Source organism: Modestobacter muralis, assembly GCF_010682105.1.
Lineage (GTDB): Bacteria > Actinomycetota > Actinomycetes > Mycobacteriales > Geodermatophilaceae > Modestobacter > Modestobacter muralis.
Map to the genome: position 1 here is coordinate 234741 of NZ_JAAGWH010000049.1, position 18689 is coordinate 253429.

An 18689-nucleotide genomic window follows, 5' to 3' on the forward strand; every position below is an offset into this window, starting at 1 on the left:
AGGACCCCCTCGCCCCCGGCCCCGTCCCGAGGCTCGCCCCGAGCCTGCGAGGGGTGAGGAGGACGGGGTCCTTCCACTCAGGCCGGGTTCCTGCACGGGGGCCGAAGCCGTCAGGGGTGGTCGAGGTGGCGGCGGGCGGCGGTGCGGACGGCGTCGGCGACCCGGTCCAGGGACGTCGAGCGCAGCCGCCACTGCTGCCAGTGCAGGACGACGTCCACGGCGCCGTCCCGGTCCAGCTCGGCCAGGCCGCCGGGTGGCTCCTGCTGGCGCGGCACCATCCCCCAGCCGAAACCCAGGGTGACGGCGGTGACGTAGTCGACCGAAGCCGGCACGTGGTGCAGCGGCGGGACCGCCGGGTCCACGCCGCGGGAGCGCAGGTAGCCGTGCTGCAGGTCGTCGGTGCGGTCGAACACCACCGCCGGCGCCCGGGCCAGCGCCGGGGCCGTGACGCCGTCGGGGAACCACCGGCGGGCGAACTCGGGGGTGGCCATCGGTCGGTAGCGCATGCCGCCGAGCCGGGTGACCGTGCAGCCGGGCACCGGGTCGGCCGCCGCGGTGACCGCCGCCATCACCCGACCCTCGCGCAGCAGTGCCGCGGTGTGCTCCTGGTCCTGCAGGTGCAGGTCGAAGGCGATCTCGCCGGCCAGCGGGGCGAGCGCGGGCAGCACCCAAGTGGCCATCGAGTCGGCGTTCAGCGCGATCGGCAGGGTCACCGGGCGGTCGCCGTCCCCGGGCGCCAGCTCCCGGCTCGCGTCGGCGGCCAGCAGCGCCACCTGCCGGGCCAGCCGGAGCACCGGCTGCCCGGACTCGGTCACCTGGACCGGCTTGCTGCGCACCAGCAGCACGCGGCCGGTCGCGGCCTCCAGGGCCCGGAGCCGCTGGCTGATCGCGCTGGGCGTGACGTGCAGCGCGCGGGCCGCCCCGTCGAGCGTGCCGGCGGTGACCGTGGCGTCGAGCGCACGGAGCTGAGCCAGGTCGAGGTCCACAGCGTCATTAGACGCGCTTCAGGTACATCAGGGGAGACAGCGGCAGTCATGGTGGTGGTCGCCCTACCGTCAGCGGCATGTCACCTGCTCTGCTCACCGCTGCCGCCGCCGGACTGGGGCTGGGCCTGTCGCTGATCGTCGCGATCGGGGCGCAGAACGCGTTCGTGCTCCGCCAGGGGCTGCGCGGGGAGCACGTCGCCGCGGTGGTCGCCGTCTGCCTGCTGTCCGACGTCGTCCTGATCGCCGCCGGGGTGGGCGGCGCCGGCGCCCTGGTCACCCGGGCACCCGACGTGGTGACCGTCGTCTGCTTCGCCGGTGCGGCGTTCCTGCTGGTCTACGGGCTGATGGCCGCCCGCCGGGCACTGCGGCCCAGCGCGCTGCTGACCGACGCCGCCGGCGGCCGCACCCGGAACACGGTCGCCGTCACCACCGCGCTGGCGCTCACCTGGCTCAACCCGCACGTGTACCTGGACACCGTGGTGCTGCTCGGCTCGCTGTCGAGCACCTACGGCGACCGGCGGTGGGCCTTCGGTGGCGGCGCGGCGGTGGCCAGCGCACTGTGGTTCACCGGCCTCGGGTTCGGCGCCCGGCTGCTGCGGCCGGTGTTCGCCCGCCCGGCCGCCTGGCGGGTGCTCGACGCGCTGATCGCCGTGGTCATGCTGGCGCTGGCGGCGTCCCTCGCCGTCCGCGGCGCGACCGGCGGCTGACCCCCGCCGCCGCCGACCCACCCGGCCGTCGTCCGCAGGACGTCGGCCCGATCGCGCGGACGGCAGCGGCCGTGCTCCCGCGAACCCGACGGTCACCTGCTGGACGTGCTGACCGCCCGCTGCACCGACGTCCCGGCGGCCTCGGCGCCCTGACCGGCTCAGTCGGTCGGGGCGGGCTCGGTCGGGAGGAAGCTCCACGTCTCCCGGGCCGGCGCGGCGGCCTGGCCGGTCGGGCAGCTGGACCGGAAGTCGCACCAGCTGCACTGCTGCCCGGGCACCGGGGGGAAGGCGGCGTCGGCGTCGGCGCCGGCCTCGAGCGCCTCGGTGGCGGCGGTGATGTCGACCGCGATGTCCTCGGCCCGGCGCACGTGGTTGGCCAGCGACCGCTCGGTGTGCTCGAACGCCGCGACCGTGCCCGAGGGCAGGTGGTGCAGCTCGACCCGGCGGCAGGCACGGCGCAGCGTGCGCCGGACGCCGAGCACGTACAGCGCGAGCGCCGGGGAGCTGCGGGCGTCGTCGGAGGTGCTGGGCCAGCGGCCGGTCTTGTAGTCGACGACCACCAGCTCCTCGCCGCGCCGGTCGATCCGGTCGACGCGGCCCGACAGCGCCAGCGCCTCGGTGGTGGCCCCGACGGTGCGCTCGGTGCCGGCCGGCTCCTCGGTGGGGTCGAGCTCGGCGACGTAGTCGGTCAGCCAGCCGGCCGCCCTGGCCCGCCAGGTCTGCGCCTGCTCGTCGTCGCGGAACCCGGCCCGCGACCAGCCGCTGTACAGCAGCTGCCGGGCGCCGGACGGCGTGCGCTTCTCCACCGGGAGGTCCCACCACGACCGCAGGGCCGCGTGCACCGCCGCCCCCACCGTGTTGTGCGCCCAGGCCGGGCCGCGGGGCGGGCGGGGCTGGGTCAGGTAGGCGAAGCGGTACCGGCGCGGGCAGTCGGCGAAGGTGGCGAGCTTGCTCGGCGTGCAGGAGAACAGCCGCTTGGGCATGCCCGGCATCTCGAGCTGCCCGTCGCCGCCGTTCCCCGCCATCTCGCCACGGTAGCCCGCGGGTACGACGGTCTCAGTCGGTCAGCAGGGAGGTGCCGGTGCCGGCGGCCAGCAGCGCGGCGTACTGGTCGGGCTCGGTGGTGCAGGCCCCGATCGGCGTCCGCTTGTTGGTGCCGTGGTAGTCGCTGGACCCGGTGCACAGCAGCCCGAGCCGGCCGGCCAGCGTGCGCAGGTGCGCCCGCTGGTCGGGGGTGTGGTCGGGGTGGTCGACCTCGAGGCCGAGCAGTCCGGCGTCGGCCATCGTCTCGATCGCGGCGTCGTCGACGACCCGCCCGCGGGAGGTGGCCAGTCCATGGGCGAACACCGGGACCCCGCCGGCGGCGCGCACCAGGGCGATGCCCTCGAGCACGTCGGTGTCGACCTTGGCCGCGTAGTAGGGGCTGCCGTGGTGGAGCAGGGTGGCGAAGGCCTCGTCGACCGAGGCGACGACGCCGGCGTCCACCAGCGCCCGGGCCACGTGCGGCCGGCCGACCACACCGCCCTCGCTGCGGGCCAGCACGTCGGCCCACACCACCGGGTACCCGTCGGCGGCCAGCGCGCGCACGATCAGCTCCGCGCGGGACAGCCGCTCGGCGCGCAGCCGGGCCTGCTCGGCGGAGAACGCCGGGTGCCCGGGGTCGAAGAGGTAGGCGAGCAGGTGCAGTGAGACCGGCGCGCCCGCGCCGGCCGACCAGCTGCAGGACAGCTCCATGCCCGGGACGACGGTGAGCCCGGGCGGCCGGGCGGCGGCTGCGGCGGCCCAGCCGGCGGTGGTGTCGTGGTCGGTGAGGGCGACGACATCGAGCCCCGCAGCGGCCGCGGTGGCGACGAGCTGGGCGGGGCTCTCGGTGCCGTCGGAGACCGAGGAGTGGGTGTGCAGGTCGATGCGCACGCCTCCAGCCTGCCGCACGGCCTCCAGCGTCTGCCGCCCGGTCAGTCGTCGAGCGGGTCGCGGGCCCGGGTGGGCCGCAGCCGCGGGATGGGCGCGGTGTCGTGCCGGCGCCCGTTGGTCAGCGGGCGGGGCATCCGCTGCTCGGGCGCGTCGGGCTCGCCCCGGTCGTCGGCGGCCAGCGACCCCTCGGCGTCCTCGTCGGAGCTGACCGGGTTGGACGAGGAGTCGGTGCCGAACATGAGCTCAGAGAGCCGCTTGTAGAGGGCGTCGGCGTGCGGCATGTAGTCGATGACGTCCAGGCCCTGGGACTGACCGGCGGACTCGAACCGGAAGGTGCCGTAGCCGAGGACCTGCCCCCAGAAGGTCTCCTTCCAGGTCAGGTCGGTGATGCGGCGCAACGGCATGACGGCGACGGTGCGGATGATCACCCCGGAGGTCAGCAGCACGCGCCGCCGGGTGACCAGGAAGTGCCGCACCCACCACTCGGCGACGTACAGGGCCAGGTAGCCCAGCGCGCCGAGCACGACCACCAGCCCGACGACGGCCGAGACCCGGTTCGCCGGGTCCAGCTGCAGCACCCAGATGCCCACGGCAAGCGCCGGGACCCCGCGGATCAGCGGCCGGGCGAGGACCGCCGGGTGCCGGCGGGTGGCGATGACCGGTGGCTCGTCGGCCAGCAGGTACTTCTCGGCGTCCTTGCCCCAGCGGGGCCTGCGCGTGCGCGGGCCGGACACGACCGCGTCAGACGAGGGAGCCCACGAAGGCCGACAGCGAGGCGGCGGCGTCGCCGAGGGCGGAGCCCGCACTGCGCACGATCCCGGCGGCGTCCTCGGGTCGCTGGATGACGTAGAAGACCACGAAGGCGACGGCCAGCCAGGTGAGCACCTTCTTCAGCACGCGCGCGCTTCCTTCCTCAGGCGGCCAGGCGCACACGACGACGGACGACCGACGGCGGGACACCACGACGGCCAGCTGGACCGCGCCCCATGAGTAACAGCCGTCCCGCCCGGAGCGCCAGCCGCCACGCCGGGAGGAGGACGACGAATCGACGGGGCGCCGTCCAGCTCTTCAGCGGCCGGGCAGCAGCCGCTCGGTCGGCGGGCCCAGCGGCAGGTCGGGGTACACGCGGTCGCGCAGGTCGACCAGGTCGAGGTCCTCGGCCAGCAGCCAGGCCGCCGACGCCGGCCAGGTGACCAGCCACAGCCACACCCCCTGGGCCTCCCCCACGTAGGCGGCCCGGTCGTCGACGGTGGGCACCATCCACAGTGGCGCCCGCTGGCCGGCGGCCTGGACCTCCGCGTGCGAGGGCCCGGACACCAGGTCGCCGGGGTCGACGCCGGGCAGGCCGGCGTAGCCGCAGCCCAGCCCGGTGCCCGGCTCCTCGGCGACGAGCACCATCTCGGCCGCGCCGCCCAGCGGTGCCGGGCCGGCGCAGGCGACGACGATCGCCCGGGCACCGGGCTCCCCGCCCCAGGCCAGCCCGGTGACCGCCCAGCCGCCCGGCATCGGGTCGGGCACCCAAGCCGGGACGCGGGCGTCGGCGCAGACGGCCCGGATCTCGTCGTGGGCGATGACGGCGGTGTGGTGCAGCGGGGTGACGGCGGCGTGCAGGTGGCACCAGCCCTCCCCGGTCGATCCTGGCCGGACCTGCAGGACCTCCCCGCACCGCGGGCACACCGGAGACACGCTCATGGCCGCTCACCGTCCTGTTCTGCCGGAGCTGCGTCAAGCATCGGGCACGGGGCGCCCGTCCGCGTCACGGGGCGGCGCGTCCGCCGGCCGTAGCCTGCGGGCGTGGACCAGATCCCGCCGGGAGAGCCGCTGCCCGAGGTGCCGTGCGTGGGGGCCGTGGTGCACGACGAGCAGGGCCGGTTGCTGCTGATCCGGCGCGGGCACGCGCCCAGCGCCGGGCTGTGGTCGGTGCCGGGTGGGCGGATGGAGGCCGGGGAGACCCAGGAGCAGGCCGTGGCCCGCGAGCTCGCCGAGGAGACCGGGCTGGTGGTGAGACCGGTGCGGCGGCTGGGGTCGGTGCGGGTCGAGGGCCCCGGCGTGGTCTACCTGGTCACCGACTGGCTGTGCACCGCCGAGCCCGGGCAGCGCCCGGTCGCCGGGGACGACGCCGACGACGCGGCGTTCGTGGGCGCGGCAGGGCTCGCCGCGCTCGACATGGCGCCCGGAGTGGTGGCCGCGCTGTCGGGCTGGGGCGTGCTGCCGCGCTGCTGACCGCCAAGGCGCAGCGGCGGGCCCGTGCGGCCGGTTGGCCGTGCGACCGGTGAGCCGGTGCGGCCGACCGGGTGCGGCCGGTGCGGCCGGTGCGGCCGGTGGGCCGGTTCGGCGGGTGGGCCGGTTCGGCGGGTGGGCCGGTTCGGCGGGTGGGCCGGTTCGGCGGGTGGGCCGGTTCGGCGGGTGGGCCGGTTCGGCCGGTGGGCCGGTTCGGCCGGTGGGCCGGTTCGGCGGGTGGGGCCGGTGGCCCGGTGCGGCGGGTGGGGCCGGTGGGCCGGTGCGGCAGCGCCGGTCACCTCGCCGGGGCGGGCGGCGAACCTACGATGCCCGCGTGCAACTCCGAATCCCTCCCTCCCCGACCGCGGAGGCGGAGGTCGTCCGGCTGCCCCCGGTCGCCCGCGCCTGGCGGCTGGCCGTCGCCGGGGTCGTGCTCGCCCTGACGCTGGCCGGCACCGCCTGGGGCACCGACGACGACTTCCCGGTCGGCCCGTTCCTGATGTACGCCGGCCGGGCCGGCAACGACGCCCCGGTCGGCTCCACCCGCGTGGTGGGCGTGACGGCCGACGGCACCGAGGTGGGGATGTCCGGCGGTGAGGTGGGGCTGCGCCGGGCAGAGTTCGAGGGGCAGCTGGGCCGGGTGATCGAGCAGCCGGAGCTCCTCGGTGCGCTGGGCGAGGCGTACGTGCAGCGGAACCCGTCGGCGGAGCCGCTGGTCCGGGTCGACGTCGTCCAGCGCGACTTCGAGCTGCGCGACGGTGTGCAGACCGGCGCGTTCACCGACCGGGTCGTGGTCAGCTCTCCGGTCGGGCCCGCGGAGTGAGCACCGCCGTGGCGAGCCCGCCGGCCGCACCGACCCGCGACCGCTGGTGGTTCCGTCCGGTGCCGCTCGCCCGGATCGCGGTCTTCCGGGTGATCGCCTACCTGTTCATCCCGGTCGACGTCTTCCTCACCACCACCTTCGTGCGCGCCCACGCCGACGTACCGACCGCCTGGTACCAGCCACTGCTGGTCGGCCGGCTGCTGCACCTGCCCACCCCGACGCACACCGTGGTGCTGGTCGTGCAGTGGGCGCTGGTGCTCACCGCCCTGGCCGCCGCGACCGGCCGTGCGCCGCGGGTGCTCGGGCTGACCGTGTTCGTCCTCTACTTCGAGTGGATGGTCATCGCGATGAGCTACGGGAAGGTGGACCACGACCGGTTCGCCTTCCTGGTGGCCCTGGCGGTGCTGCCCACCATCGGGCGGGCCCACCTCCGGGACCGCCGCTCCTCGGAGGCCGCCGGCTGGGCGATGGCCTTCGTGCTGGTCGCGGTGGTGCTCACCTACTTCCTCGCCTTCTGGGCCAAGATGCGCTTCGGCGGCTGGAACTGGGCGACCGGCGCCACGCTGACCTGGGCGGTCATCCGCCGCGGGACGCCACTGTCGGACTGGACCCTGGACGTGCCGTGGCTGTTGCCCGCGGCGCAGTGGCTGATGCTGGTGTTCGAGGCGCTGACCCCACTGATGCTGCTGGTGCGCCGCGACCGTGCCCGCGTCGCGCTGGTGGTGTTCCTGATCGGCTTCCACCTGATGGTCTTCGCCGGCGTCACGATCATCTTCCTGCCGCACTGCATCGCGATCACCTCGATCCTCCCCTGGGAGCGGCTCGTCGGGGCACGGCGCCGGGTGGCGGACGCAGCACCCGCGACGAGTCCGCTCCCGGGCTGACCGAGCCCTCCCTGGCCCGGCCAGGTCAGAGCAGGGCGCCGATCCGCGCGGCCATCTCGGTCTCGTGCTGCTGGTAGGCCGCCGCCACACTGTTCAGCAGCTGGCCCATGCCGGTGAGCGCGTCGCTCACGCCCTGACTGGACAGCCGCCACTTCTCGTACAGCTCACTGAACTGCACCGCGGCCTGACTGTCGGTCCAGCCCTCCAACACCGAGCTGTTGATGCCCGCGGACAGCGTGGCGTGCCGCGCGGTGGTGTCGGCGGCCTCCGCCTGGCACTGCCCGGCCATCGTGTTGAGCGTCGCGATGTCGACCTTCATGGCTCCTCCTCGGTCCGGGCACGTCCCGGTGGGCTCAGAAGGTAGGGCGGGCGCCGGACCTCCCGCCGGCGCTGTCCACAGACCGGACCGCCGTCCACAGATCACCGCCACGGGCCCCACGGACGGCTCCTCCTCGACACCATCCTTGCGTGCGTTCCTCCTCCACGGCACCGGCCGGGACCCCGGCCGACCGGTCGCCCGCCGTCCGGAGCTGGACCGTGCACACCGTCGAGGGAGCCGTCGACGTGGAGGTCCGCGCACCGGACGACGCCGTCGTCGGCGAGGTGCTCGGGCCGCTCGGCGCGCAGCTGGGCACCCCGGGCGCCGCGCTCTGGTCGGGTTCCGGCGTGCTGCCGGCCGACACCCCGCTCACCGCGGCCGCGCTCCGGCACGGGGCGGTGCTGGGGCTGGGTCGGCCCGGGCCGCGCCCCGGGCCGACCGCCGGGTCCGGCGCGCTGGAGCTGCACGTGGTGGGTGGCCCTGACGCCGGCCGTGCGGTCCCGCTCGAGCAGGGCGACCTGGTCCTGGGGCGCGGAGCCGGGTGTGCGCTGCCGCTGGCCGACCCCGACGTGTCCCGCCGGCACGCCGTCGTCTCCGTAGGGGCGGGCCGGGTGAGCGTGGCCGACCTCGGGTCGTCCAACGGGTCGTGGCTGGTCGCCGGCCCCGGGCGCCCGGTCCGGCTGGGCCCCGAGCTCCGCGACTGGCCGGTGGGCGCGACCGTGCGGATCGGCGCCAGCGCGCTGCGGCTGACCGGCCCGCGGGGCGCTGCCCTGCAGTGCGCGCCCGCGGCCGGCGGCCGCGTCCTGGTCCGCCCGCTGCGGACCTCCCCGGTCACGCCCGGCACCGGCTCGGTACGGCTGCCGGCCCCGCCGGCGGAGGCGCCACGCCGACGGCTGGGCTGGGTGGCGGTGCTGCTGCCCGCGGTGGGCGGCGTCCTCATGGCCTGGCTGCTGTCGGCGCCGCACTTCCTCTTCTTCGCCCTGCTCAGCCCCGTGGTCGCGGTGGCCACCTGGTCCTCGGACCGGCTGTCCGGGCGCCGGGCCCGCCGGCGGGACGTCGCCGAGCACGCGGCCGCGCTCGCCCGCGCCGACGCCGAGCTGGACGCGGCGGTCGCCGCCGACCTCGCCGCGCGGGACGAGGCCGCTCCCGACCCGGCCCGCCTGCTCGCCGCGGCCCGCCGGTGCTCCAGCCCGCTGTGGTCCCGGGCGGGCGAGGAGACGCTGCCCGCCCGGCTGGGCACCGGGCCCGGACCGACCGGCGTCACCCGGGTGGAGCCGGACGGGACCCGCTCCCCCGCGCGGGCCGAGCACCTGCCGGTCACCGTGCCGCTGGGCGCCACCGGCGGGCTGGGCATCGTGGGGCCGCGCCCGGTCGCCGTCGCCGCTGCCCGCGCGCTGGTCTGCCAGCTCGCCGTCCTCCACCCGCCCGCAGACCTGCAGATCGTGCTGGCCTGCGGACGGCGAGAGCTCCCGGACTGGCGGTGGGCCCGCTGGCTGCCGCACCTGGCCGCGGTCCCGACGGACGGCGCGTCGCTGCCGCCCGAGCTGCTGCTCCCGGCGGGCGAGGGCGGGCCGCGCACCCTCGTGGTCCTCGACGGGCCGGTCGACCAGCAGACCGAGTCGGCGCTGGCCGCGGCACCCGACGTGCTGCGCCTCGACCTGGCCGACGCCGAGGCCGGTCTGGCCCTGCCCGCCCTCGCCCGGCTGCAGGTGACCGGGGAGACCGGCACCACCGGACGGCTGCGCGTCCCCGGCGCCGACCGGGAGCGCCTGCTGACGCTGGACACCATGGCCGAGGGCACCGCCGACCGGCTCGCCCGCGACCTCGCCGCGCTGACCGGGCCGGTCCGGGCGGGCGGGCTGCCCGACACCGCCCGACTGCTGGACCTGCCCTCGGGTGGGCTGTCGGTCGACCCGGCGACCGACCTCACCGCCGGGAGCTGGCCCCGCGCGCGCGACCGGCTCACCGCGGTGCTGGGCGCCACCGACCAGGGCCCGCTGGCCGTCGACCTGGTCGCCGACGGCCCGCACGCCCTGGTCGCCGGCACCACCGGGTCGGGGAAGTCCGAGCTGCTGCAGACGCTGGTGGCCGGCCTGGCGCTGCACCACCCGCCCGACCGCTGCAGCCTCCTGCTGGTCGACTACAAGGGCGGCGCGGCCTTCGGCGAGGCGGCGGCACTGCCGCACACGGTCGGCGTGCTGACCGACCTGGACCCCCAGTCGACCGCGCGGGCGCTGCGCTCACTGGCAGCCGAGCTCACCCGGCGGGAGCGGCTGCTGGCCGAGCACGGCGCCCGTGACCTCGCCCAGCTGCCGGCCGAGGTGCCCGCCGGCCGGCTGGTGATCGTCGTGGACGAGTTCGCCACGCTGGCCGAGGAGCTGCCCGGCTTCGTCACCGGGCTGGTCGGCATCGCCCAGCGGGGTCGCTCGCTCGGCGTCCACCTGGTGCTGGCCACCCAGCGCCCGGCCGGCGTGGTCAGCCCGGAGATCCGGGCGAACTGCTCGCTGCGCGTCTGCCTCCGCACCACCGACGAGGGCGATGCCCGCGACGTGCTGGGCAGCACGCTGCCCGCCGCCCTGTCCCCCGACCGGCCAGGCCGGGCCTACCTGCGCACCGGCCACGCCGCACCGGTCCTCCTGCAGGTGGCGCGGGTGTCGACCGGCCCGGACGCCGACGCCCCCGCGGTCTCGGTCACCCGGCGCCCGTGGCCCCCCACCCCCGGCCGGCACCGGGCGGCCGACGCGGTCGCCGGCCCCACCGACCTGCAGCGGCTGGTCCGCGCCGCCGGGGACCGGGCGCGGACCGAGGGGATCGGCAGTCCCGACCGGCCGTGGCTGCCGCCCCTGCCCGACCACCTGCCGGCCGCCGCGCTCGACCCCGCGACCCCGGGGGTGCCGGCCACCGTGCTGCGGATCGGGCGGCAGGACTCCCCGGACGCGCAGTCGCAGCCACCGCTGGAGCTCGACCTGGGCGCCGGGGGCGGCTGGCTGCTCGTCGGCGGCCCACGCAGCGGACGCAGCACTGCGCTGCAGAGCGTCGTCGGCGAGGCCGTGCACCAGCTGCCGCCGGCGCGACTGCAGGTGCACGCCCTCGACCACGGGGGCGGCGCGGTGGCGGCCGTGGTCACCGGCTTGCCGCACGCAGGCACGACGGTCGGCCGGGACGACGCGCACCGCAGTGTCCGGCTGGTGTCCCGGCTGGTCGCCGAGGTCGACCGCCGCCGGGCCGGCGCTGGCGCCGACGACCCGCTCCTGCTGCTCCTCGTCGACGGCTGGGAGAGCCTGACCGCCCAGCTGGAGGAGGCCGACCCGGCGGTCGGCGCCGGCGGACTGCTGCGGCTGGTGCGCGAGGGAGCAGCGGTGGGGCTGACCGTCGTCCTCACCGCCGAGCGGGCGGTCCCGGGCAGCCGGCTGTCCGCCGCGGTCCGCAACCGGCTGGTGCTGCCGCTGCCCGACCGCGCGGACTACGCCGTGGCCGGCGTCGTTGCGCGGGCCGTCCCCGGGCACCGCCCACCGGGCCGGGGGCTGCTCGGCGACGACGCGGTCGAGTGCCAGCTGGCTCTGCCCCGGCTGCCGCTGCAGCCCTGCAGCGGACCGGCGGCGTCGGTCCCGGCCGTCCGGGTCGTGCAGCTGCCCGCCGACCCCGAGCTGCCGCTGCCGGTGGCCACCACCGACGACCCGGCCGGGCTGACGCTGCTGCTGGGACCCGGTGGCGACGACGGCACGCCCGTGGGGCTCGACGTCTCCCGCACGGGCGGTCTGCTGGTCGTCGGCCCGACGGGCAGCGGTCGGTCCTCGACGCTGCGCGCCCTCGGCCGGCACTGCCGCGCGCTCGGCGTCCCGGTGGCCGAGCTGGTGCACCCGCCGGCGGCGGAGGGCGAACTGCCCCGCACCGACCCCGCCCGGCTGCGGGCCTGGGTGGCCGCCCAGGACGGTCGGCAGGCGGTCGTGCTCGCCGACGACCTGACCGCCCTGCCCGACGAGGTCGCCGACGTGCTGGGCGCCGCGGGCGGTCGGCTGCTGGTGCTGGCCACCGGCACGGCCGCGGAGCTCGCCGCGACGTTCCGTGGACCCGTGGCCGGCCTGCGCCGCAGCCGCACCGCCCTGCTGCTGTGCCCTGCCCCCGGGGACGCCGAGCTGCTCGGGCTGCGGGTGCCGCGCACCCCGCTGCCGCACCGGCCGGGCTCCGGCTGGCTGGTGGACGCCCGCGGCGCCACCCGGCTCCAGGTCGCCCGACACCGCACCCGCCCGAACACCAGGTGAGCCTCAGGAGAGCTCGAGCACCCGGTCGGGCGCCGGGTGAGCCGTCAGGAGGGCTCAGCACCGGGCCGGGCGACGGGTGAGCCGTCAGAGGAGCTCGAGCGCCGGGCCGATCTCCTGGGTGGCGTACCAGGCCAGCTCGTGGCCCTCGGCCTGATCGACGACGAACTGGGCGTCGGCGCTGCCGAGGTCGGCCTCCAGCGCCAGGTCCACCGCGGCCCGCACGTCGGCCTCGGCCTCGGCGACGTCTATGTGCGCACTGGCGATGTCGGCGGTGGTCACGTCGGCGGTGGTCCGCGCCGCCCCGGCGTCCGCGCCCTCGTCGACGATCGGGGTGATCGTCGACTCCGGGACGTCGGCGGCCAGCACGACGCGGCGGCGCACCGCGACCGGGTCGACGTCGAGCAGCCGCAGACTGGCCCGTGCCGCGGCGATGAGGGCCGCGTACTCCAGCTCCTCGTCGTCCTCGCTCAGCTCGTAGGCCTCCCGCAGCTGCGGGGTGACCGTGAAGACGGTGAGCGGGCCGGTCAGGCGGCCCTCGTCGAGCAACCGCTGCAGCACGGTCGTCGTGGCCGGCAGGTACACGCGCACCCGGGTTCGCCTCCTCAGTCATGGGACAGCGACTCCAACGTCACCGACCCGGCGATCTTCCCAGTCGCTGCGCCGGGCACCGCAGCCGACGCCGCCCACCGGGCCCCGCCCGGCACTCCGTGACAACGTGCGGGAGTGCCCAGGACCTCCCCCGACGCGATCCCCGACCTCACCGACGTCCTCGAGCAGGTCGCCGCCGAGGCCCACCCGCTCGCCGCGGACGACGAGGTCGCCCAGCCCGGCGCCGGTCCGGAGCGGTTCGCCCTCGCGCTGTGCGCTCTCGACGGGACCGAGCACGTCGCCGGCGACGCCGACGTCGGCTTCCCCGTCCAGAGCGTGGTCAAGGTGTTCACGCTGACCGCGGCGCTCCGCCTGGTCGGCGAGGACGTGTTCCAGCGGGTGGGTCGGGAGCCCTCCGGTGACCCCTTCGACTCCCTCGTCCAGCTCGAGCGGGAGCACGGTGTGCCCCGCAACCCCTTCATCAACGCCGGCGCAGTGGTCGTCACCGACGTGCTGGTGGAGGCCACCGGGTCACCGGCGGCGGCACGGGCGGCGGTCACCGACCTGCTGTCCGACCTGGTCGGTGAGCGGCTCGAGCCCGATCCGGAGGTCGTCGCCGAGGAGCGCGCCGGCGCCGCGCTGAACACGGCGATGGGCCACCTGATGCGCTCCTTCGACAACTTCACCCACCCGGTGGACGAGGTGGTGGACGCCTACGGGCAGCTGTGCGCGCTCACCGTCACGGCCCGGCAGCTGGCCCGCGCCGCCCGGTTCCTGGCCAACGACGGGGTCGACCCGCGGACCGGCGACCGCGTCCTGGACGAGCCCCTGGCCCGCCGGGTCAACGCGGTCATGATGACCTGCGGCACCTACGACGCAGCGGGTCAGTTCGCCTACGACGTGGGCTTCCCGTGCAAGAGCGGCGTGGCCGGCGCGGTCATGGGCGACGTGCCGAACCGGTTCGGGGTGTGCGCCTGGTCCCCGCCGCTGGACACCGCGGGCAACTCCCGGGCCGGCCGGGTGGCCCTGCACCTGCTCAGCGAGCGGCTGGGCCTGTCCCTGCTGTAGGACCGCCCGCGGGGCCGGTCGCCGTCTCCACCAGGTAGGCGACCTCCTGCTCGATGAGGTCGGCGAGCACGTCGACGTCGCTGACGGTGTCCCGGTCGCCGTTGAGGCCGACGTAGACCGTCCCGTCGTAGCTGGTCAGCCCGATCGCCAGGCCCTGGCCGCGCACCAGCGGGACCACCGGGAAGACCTCGGCCATCCGGGCACCGCCGGCGTAGAGCGGCACCTGCGGGCCGGGCACGTTGATCACCACGAGGTTGAACAGCCGGCGGGACAGCCCGCTGGCCGCCCGGGCGCCCAGGGCGTGCAGGGTCGGCGGCGCGAAGCCCGACAGCGCGCTGAGCGTGTCGGCCCCGACCGACTGCCCGCTGGGTGCGACGCCGCGCATGGCGTAGCTGATCCGGGTCAGGCGCACGCGCGGGTTGGGCTCGCCGACGGGGAGGTCGACCAGGAACGAGCGCACCTCCCCGGCCGCGGCGCCGTCCTCCCCGCGCACCGAGACCGGGACCAGCGCCCGCACCGAGGTGCTGCTGACGACCGGCTCGCCCCGGGACAGCAGCCACTCCCGCAGCGCCCCGGTCACCACGCTGAGCAGCACGTCGTTGACCGTCCCGCCGTGCGCGGCACGCACCACCCGGAGGTCGTCGAGGGTGGCCCGGGCGACCGCGACCCTCCGCTGACGGCCGATCGGGGCGTTCAGCGAGCTGGCCGGCGCCGGGGAGACCGCCGTCCGGGCGAGCGCGGCGGCCAGCCCACCGGCCACCCCCGCCCAGCGGAACGCCGTCGCCCGGACGTCGCCCACGGCGGTGCGGGCGGTCTCGAGCACGTCCGAGGGGCGCCGCAGGTAGTCCTCGACCGCCTCCCAGACCAGCGCCGCCGGGCCCGGAGGACGACGGGGCAGCCACGGGTCGGCCGCCGGCAACGGCGCGGTGCCGGCCGTGGGGTCGGGGTCGAGGATGACCTGGCCGATGTCGATGGCGCCCAGGCCGTCGACCAGCGCCGGGTGGGTCTTGGTGACCACGGCCGTGCGGTCGCCGGCCAGGCCCTCGACGAGGTACATCTCCCACAGCGGACGGCTGCGGTCCAGCGGCCGGGCGGTCAGCCGGGCGACCAGGTCCAGCAGCTGCTCCTCGGTGCCCGGGCGGGGCAGCGCGGACCGGCGCACGTGGTAGCCGAGGTCGAAGTCCGGGTCGTCGACCCAGGCGGGGTTGGCCAGGTGCCCGGGCACCTCGACCACCTTCTGCCGGTACCGCGGCACCAGGGGCAGCCGGGCGCGCACCAGCTCCACGAGCGCCTCGTGGTCGAACTCGCCCGAGGGCCGGTCCAGCACCAGGACGGCGCCGACGTGCATCGGGGTGCCGGGCTCCTCCAGGTACAGGAAGGACGCATCCAGCGCGGTCAGCCGTTCGACCACCGTGACCCTCCTCACCGTCGGGGCCCTCACGCTACGGGCGGCGGCCACCGGTCCCCGCCCGGGGGTCAGGCCCGGCGCCGTCCGCGGCGGCCGGTGGACGCCGGCACCCCGGCCAGCTCGGCGGCCAGGGCGCGCAGCCCAGCACGCAGCGGCGATCCGGGCGCGACCTCCCCCAGCGTCCGGCCGCCGGCGAGGGCGGCGTCGGTGGCCCGGCGGTCGGCCGGCAGGAAGGCCCGCACCTGCCGCCCGGCGAAGCGCTCCAGCGCGGCGGCCACCTCCTGCTGCGGGTCGCCGGGGACCGGCCCGCGGCGCACCTGGTTCACCACCACGGCCGGCTCGACGTCGGGCAGCACGTCGCGGAGCTCGCCCAGTGCCCGCACGGTGCGCTGCAGGGCCACCGGGTCGGCGCCGCTGACGCACAGGACCTCGTCGGCGGCGGCCAGGACGGTGAGGGTGGCGCCGTTGCGGCGGGGGGCCGCGGTGTCGAAGGACAGCTCCTCGTCCTCCTCGAGGGCGAAGCCGCAGTCGACGACGGTCAGCGCGGCGAGCCGGCGGGCCTGCTCGAGCACGACCTCCACGCCCTGCGGCCGCAGCTCCGGCCACCGGTCGGCGCGGGCGAGCCCGGTGAGCACCCGCAGCTGCGGGCCCACCGCCCAGGCCAGCCGGGCCAGCGCGGCGAGGTCGAGGGTGCCGGCCGAGGCCTGGCGCACGGCGGCGACGACACCCGGGGACTCGTCGAGCAGGCCGAGCACCTGGGCGACCACGCCGCCGTAGACGTCGGCGTCGACCAGCAGCGTGGAGACCCCCAGCCGGGCGGCCTCGTCGGCGATCCCGACGGCGACCGTCGTCCGGCCCGGCGCCCCGGTCGGGCCCCACACCGCGACCACCCGGCCGCGGCCCACCGGACGGTCGGACTCCTCGGGCGGGAGACCGAGCACCGGCAGCGCGGCGCGCGGGTCGCCGATCTGGTGCCCGGCGGAGCGCTCGCCGGTGACCGCCTCGCGCAGCGCCCGGGCGATCGTCTCGGCGTCCGCGTCGGCCGACAGCACCCGGCCGACGCCCCACTGCCGCAACCGCTCGGTGGCCCGGGTGTCGCCGGGCTCGACCAGCCCGACGACCGCGACCCCGGCGGCGGTGAGCCGGGCGACCGCGGCGCCGTCGAGCCGGCGCAGGTCGGCCGAGAGCAGCACCGCCTGCCCGGTGCCGGTGGTCGCAGCGGCCAGCAGGTCGCCGACGTCGACGCAGCGCCGGACCACGGTCACCCCGTGGTCGTCGCGGTCGAGGGCACCGACCAGCTCGGACTCCCAGGCCGCCCCGGTGACGGCGGTGAAGACCTGCAGCGCCATCAGCCGGTCGGCCCGGCCGTCGCCGCACCCTGGGCCGCAGCCTCCGGTGCGGTGGTCGCGCTGTCCACGGAGCCGCGGACGACGACCACCAGGCCCCGGCCGCCGATGGCGGCCAGCACCCGCGGGACCTCCTCGGCCTGGACGGCCACCACCACCTGCAGCGTCGTGGACGACGTCGACAGCACGCCCTCCCCGCGGCCGGTCACCGCCTGCACCGGTACCGCGGACAGGACCAGGTCGACGTCCCCGCCGGTGGCGGCATCGGCGCCCACGGCCGGGTCCGCGACGGCGTAGACGTCGATCAGCTGGCCGTGGGCCAGCGAGGGTGGCACGTACCCGGCCTGCACGGGCAGGGCCAGCTGGACTCCGCCGGTCGCCTCCTCGAGCACCGACCGGGGCAGCAGCTCGCCGGCGCGCACGGTGCGGGCGAGGACCCGCCCACCGGGCCGGGTGCTGGTGGCCAGGTAGGAGCCCGCGGCGTCGTCCAGCCGGACGGAGACCGCGACGAGGTCGTCCTCGGCCAGCACGGTGCCCGCCGCCAGGTCGCCGGCGGCGGACCAGACCGGCACGGTCGCGTCCGCGGCGCTGACCACCCGGGCGCCGATCAGCACCGAGCCCAGCACGAGCAGGACGCCGAGCACCAGCCGCAGGTCCAGCCACCGGGGCGGGCGGACGCGCCGCGGCGCCGGCCCGGCCGGGACGGCATCGGTGCGGACGGCGGCTGCCGCCGCGGTGGGCACGCTCATCGATCGGTCATCCCTCGCCTGTCGCACGGACCCGCGGTCGCTCGCGGAGGGCGATCATGACCGAGTCCGGGGGCCCGGTGCAGCGGCTGTCCACACCAACGGGTGCACGCCGGGGGGTGAAGTCACCCGGCTGCCACACTGACGGGGCACCTTCGACGGGAGAAGACGACCCCATGGCCACCCAGCGGTTCCTCACCCTCGACGACGTCGCGGAGATCCTCAACGTGTCGTGGTCGCAGGCCTACGCGATGGTGCGACGCCGCGAACTGCGGGCCATCCAGGTCGGTGGCCGCGGTCAGTGGCGGGTGGAGAAGGACGAGCTGGAGCGCTTCATCCAGCAGAAGTACGCCGAGGCCGGGGGCACGCTCGCCGCCGAGGAGCAGGTCGCCGACGGCGTGGACGCCGACTCCGCGCGCTGATCCACCCCCGCCCGGGCGGCTCCGGGTCAGCCGGTCCGGACGGCGACGACCGCCGGGAGCGCGACCGCCCGCACCCCGGTCACGGCGCTGCGGCGGCGCGGTGAGTCCAGCGGGTGCTCGGCCAGCTCGACGAAGTCGGCACCCACCCGGTCGATCGTGCCGGTGAGCACCCCACCGTCGCCCAGCAGGCACTGCACCGCCGCCCGGTCCCGGGCCAGACCGCGCAGCGCCCGGCGCAGGTCCAGGTGCCGGTCGACCGCCGACTCCTCCCCCGCCGCCGTCGCTGCGGTGAGCCCGGCGACGGCCGCCACGGCCCGGGTCGCCACCAGCAGCTCCCGGTCGCCGGTCTCGGCCAGCAGGACCCAGTCGACGCCCACGTCGACCAGCCGCCCGGCGAGCTCGCCGACCCCGGGGCAGCGCAGCGACACCGGGCTGCCCACCGCGCCCCGCAGCCGGTCGGCCAGCCGGACCCTGCCCTGTTCGGCGCGCGCCCGGGACGGCTCCCCCAGGCGCTCGCCGGCCGCCTCCTCCGCGGCGAACTGTGCCTCCAGGTCGGTGAACAGCTGCTCCCAGCGCATGTCCGCAGGCTAGCTCGTCCACAGGTCCTTGCATTTGGTTGCATTTGCTTGCGTTGATGGTGTTTGGTCATCCCCTGACCGAGGAGGTGCCGTGTCGACACGACGGTGGGCCGCGACGAGCGCGGTCATGGGCCTGGTGGCCTGGGCGCTGGCGCAGCTGGGGCCCGATCGAGCCGAGCTCGGACGCGCCCTCGGCGACCCGCAGGGCCTGGTGGACAGCACCGGGGCCGACGCGCTCGTCGTCGTCGCGGTGGGTGCGCTCGCCTGGCTGTGCTGGGCCTGGGGTGCACTGGGGCTGCTGCTGACCGCCGCCTCCACCGCTCCCGGGTGGGCCGGCCGGCTCTCCGCCGTCCTGCTCGCGGGCGTGCTGCCCGCCGGCGCCCGTCGGGCGGCCGCGGTGGCCGTCGGCGTGGGCCTG

At 77.0% G+C, this 18689-nt stretch carries 19 protein-coding genes and 1 pseudogene; 8 read left to right on the forward strand and 12 right to left on the reverse strand.

The features are described from left to right. Nucleotides 1-110 precede the first annotated feature (110 nt). Nucleotides 111-986 carry an ArgP/LysG family DNA-binding transcriptional regulator gene (locus GCU67_RS16770; protein ID WP_163612373.1) on the reverse strand — a complete coding sequence of 292 codons (876 nt, stop codon included), beginning with the start codon at nt 984-986 and terminating at the stop codon, nt 111-113. 77 nt (nt 987-1063) lie between these two features. Here GCU67_RS16770 and GCU67_RS16775 point away from each other — a divergent pair, with 77 nt between their 5' ends. After that, nucleotides 1064-1693 (forward strand): LysE/ArgO family amino acid transporter, encoded by a 630-nt coding sequence (locus tag GCU67_RS16775; protein WP_163612374.1) that lies wholly within the window; start codon nt 1064-1066, stop codon nt 1691-1693. 158 nt (nt 1694-1851) lie between these two features. On the opposite strand, the gene GCU67_RS16780 is transcribed toward GCU67_RS16775, so the two are convergent. The 5 genes from GCU67_RS16780 to GCU67_RS16795 all read right to left on the reverse strand — a co-directional run bounded on the left by GCU67_RS16780 (nt 1852) and on the right by GCU67_RS16795 (nt 5299). Beyond that, on the reverse strand, nt 1852-2718 hold the full coding sequence (locus tag GCU67_RS16780; protein ID WP_246215209.1) for a RecB family exonuclease: 867 nt from the start codon (nt 2716-2718) through the stop codon (nt 1852-1854). A 31-nt stretch (nt 2719-2749) separates the two neighbouring features. Continuing rightward, nucleotides 2750-3607, reverse strand: coding sequence for a PHP domain-containing protein (locus GCU67_RS16785; RefSeq protein WP_163612376.1), 858 nt, complete (start codon nt 3605-3607; stop codon nt 2750-2752). A 41-nt stretch (nt 3608-3648) separates the two neighbouring features. After that, on the reverse strand, nt 3649-4341 hold the full coding sequence (locus GCU67_RS16790) for a PH domain-containing protein (protein ID WP_163612377.1): 693 nt from the start codon (nt 4339-4341) through the stop codon (nt 3649-3651). A 7-nt stretch (nt 4342-4348) separates the two neighbouring features. After that, nucleotides 4349-4504, reverse strand: coding sequence for a hypothetical protein (locus GCU67_RS21200; RefSeq protein WP_170311073.1), 156 nt, complete (start codon nt 4502-4504; stop codon nt 4349-4351). A gap of 171 nt (nt 4505-4675) precedes the next feature. Further along, nucleotides 4676-5299 (reverse strand): DUF6758 family protein, encoded by a 624-nt coding sequence (locus GCU67_RS16795; RefSeq protein ID WP_163612379.1) that lies wholly within the window; start codon nt 5297-5299, stop codon nt 4676-4678. A 102-nt stretch (nt 5300-5401) separates the two neighbouring features. Here GCU67_RS16795 and GCU67_RS16800 point away from each other — a divergent pair, with 102 nt between their 5' ends. The 3 genes from GCU67_RS16800 (at nt 5402) to GCU67_RS16810 (ending at nt 7534) form a co-directional block, all read left to right on the forward strand. Then, nucleotides 5402-5830: an NUDIX hydrolase gene (locus GCU67_RS16800; protein ID WP_338105100.1), complete on the forward strand. Its 429-nt coding sequence runs from the start codon at nt 5402-5404 to the stop codon at nt 5828-5830. A 331-nt stretch (nt 5831-6161) separates the two neighbouring features. Then, a complete protein-coding gene (locus GCU67_RS16805; protein WP_163612382.1) occupies nt 6162-6650 on the forward strand; it encodes a hypothetical protein in 489 nt (162 codons plus the stop codon). Nucleotides 6651-6658: 8 nt separating this feature from the next. Then, a complete protein-coding gene (locus tag GCU67_RS16810; RefSeq protein ID WP_246215210.1) occupies nt 6659-7534 on the forward strand; it encodes an MFS transporter permease in 876 nt (291 codons plus the stop codon). A 25-nt stretch (nt 7535-7559) separates the two neighbouring features. On the opposite strand, the gene GCU67_RS16815 is transcribed toward GCU67_RS16810, so the two are convergent. After that, entirely contained in the window at nt 7560-7853 is a 294-nt protein-coding gene (locus GCU67_RS16815) for a WXG100 family type VII secretion target (RefSeq protein WP_163612385.1), read from the reverse strand. Between the two features lie 149 nt (nt 7854-8002). On the opposite strand from GCU67_RS16815, the gene GCU67_RS16820 reads away from it, so the two are divergent. Beyond that, nucleotides 8003-12115 carry an FtsK/SpoIIIE domain-containing protein gene (locus tag GCU67_RS16820; protein ID WP_163612387.1) on the forward strand — a complete coding sequence of 1371 codons (4113 nt, stop codon included), beginning with the start codon at nt 8003-8005 and terminating at the stop codon, nt 12113-12115. Between the two features lie 84 nt (nt 12116-12199). Here GCU67_RS16820 and GCU67_RS16825 read toward each other — a convergent pair whose 3' ends face one another. Then, entirely contained in the window at nt 12200-12703 is a 504-nt protein-coding gene (locus tag GCU67_RS16825; protein WP_163612389.1) for a DUF6912 family protein, read from the reverse strand. Between the two features lie 135 nt (nt 12704-12838). On the opposite strand from GCU67_RS16825, the gene glsA reads away from it, so the two are divergent. Further along, nucleotides 12839-13771, forward strand: a complete 933-nt coding sequence (glsA, locus tag GCU67_RS16830) for a glutaminase A (protein WP_211661511.1) — start codon at nt 12839-12841, stop codon at nt 13769-13771. On the opposite strand, the gene GCU67_RS16835 is transcribed toward glsA, so the two are convergent. The 3 genes from GCU67_RS16835 to GCU67_RS16845 all read right to left on the reverse strand — a co-directional run bounded on the left by GCU67_RS16835 (nt 13740) and on the right by GCU67_RS16845 (nt 17274). Continuing rightward, nucleotides 13740-15182 (reverse strand): wax ester/triacylglycerol synthase family O-acyltransferase, encoded by a 1443-nt coding sequence (locus tag GCU67_RS16835; protein ID WP_163612391.1) that lies wholly within the window; start codon nt 15180-15182, stop codon nt 13740-13742. The genes glsA and GCU67_RS16835 overlap by 32 nt on opposite strands. 65 nt (nt 15183-15247) lie before the next feature. Then, nucleotides 15248-16528, reverse strand: coding sequence for a CpaE/TadZ family protein (locus tag GCU67_RS16840; RefSeq protein WP_163612393.1), 1281 nt, complete (start codon nt 16526-16528; stop codon nt 15248-15250). Next, nucleotides 16528-17274: an SAF domain-containing protein gene (locus GCU67_RS16845; RefSeq protein ID WP_163612394.1), complete on the reverse strand. Its 747-nt coding sequence runs from the start codon at nt 17272-17274 to the stop codon at nt 16528-16530. The genes GCU67_RS16840 and GCU67_RS16845 overlap by 1 nt, the downstream gene beginning before the upstream one ends. 173 nt (nt 17275-17447) lie before the next feature. Between GCU67_RS16845 and GCU67_RS16850 the strand changes: the two genes are divergently transcribed. Then, nucleotides 17448-17693, forward strand: a complete 246-nt coding sequence (locus GCU67_RS16850) for a helix-turn-helix domain-containing protein (RefSeq protein WP_163612396.1) — start codon at nt 17448-17450, stop codon at nt 17691-17693. 26 nt (nt 17694-17719) lie between these two features. Here GCU67_RS16850 and GCU67_RS16855 read toward each other — a convergent pair whose 3' ends face one another. Beyond that, nucleotides 17720-18271, reverse strand: a complete 552-nt coding sequence (locus GCU67_RS16855; protein ID WP_163612398.1) for a hypothetical protein — start codon at nt 18269-18271, stop codon at nt 17720-17722. Nucleotides 18272-18362: 91 nt separating this feature from the next. On the opposite strand from GCU67_RS16855, the pseudogene GCU67_RS16860 reads away from it, so the two are divergent. Next, nucleotides 18363-18689: pseudogene (locus GCU67_RS16860) on the forward strand (hypothetical protein); the annotation flags it as partial.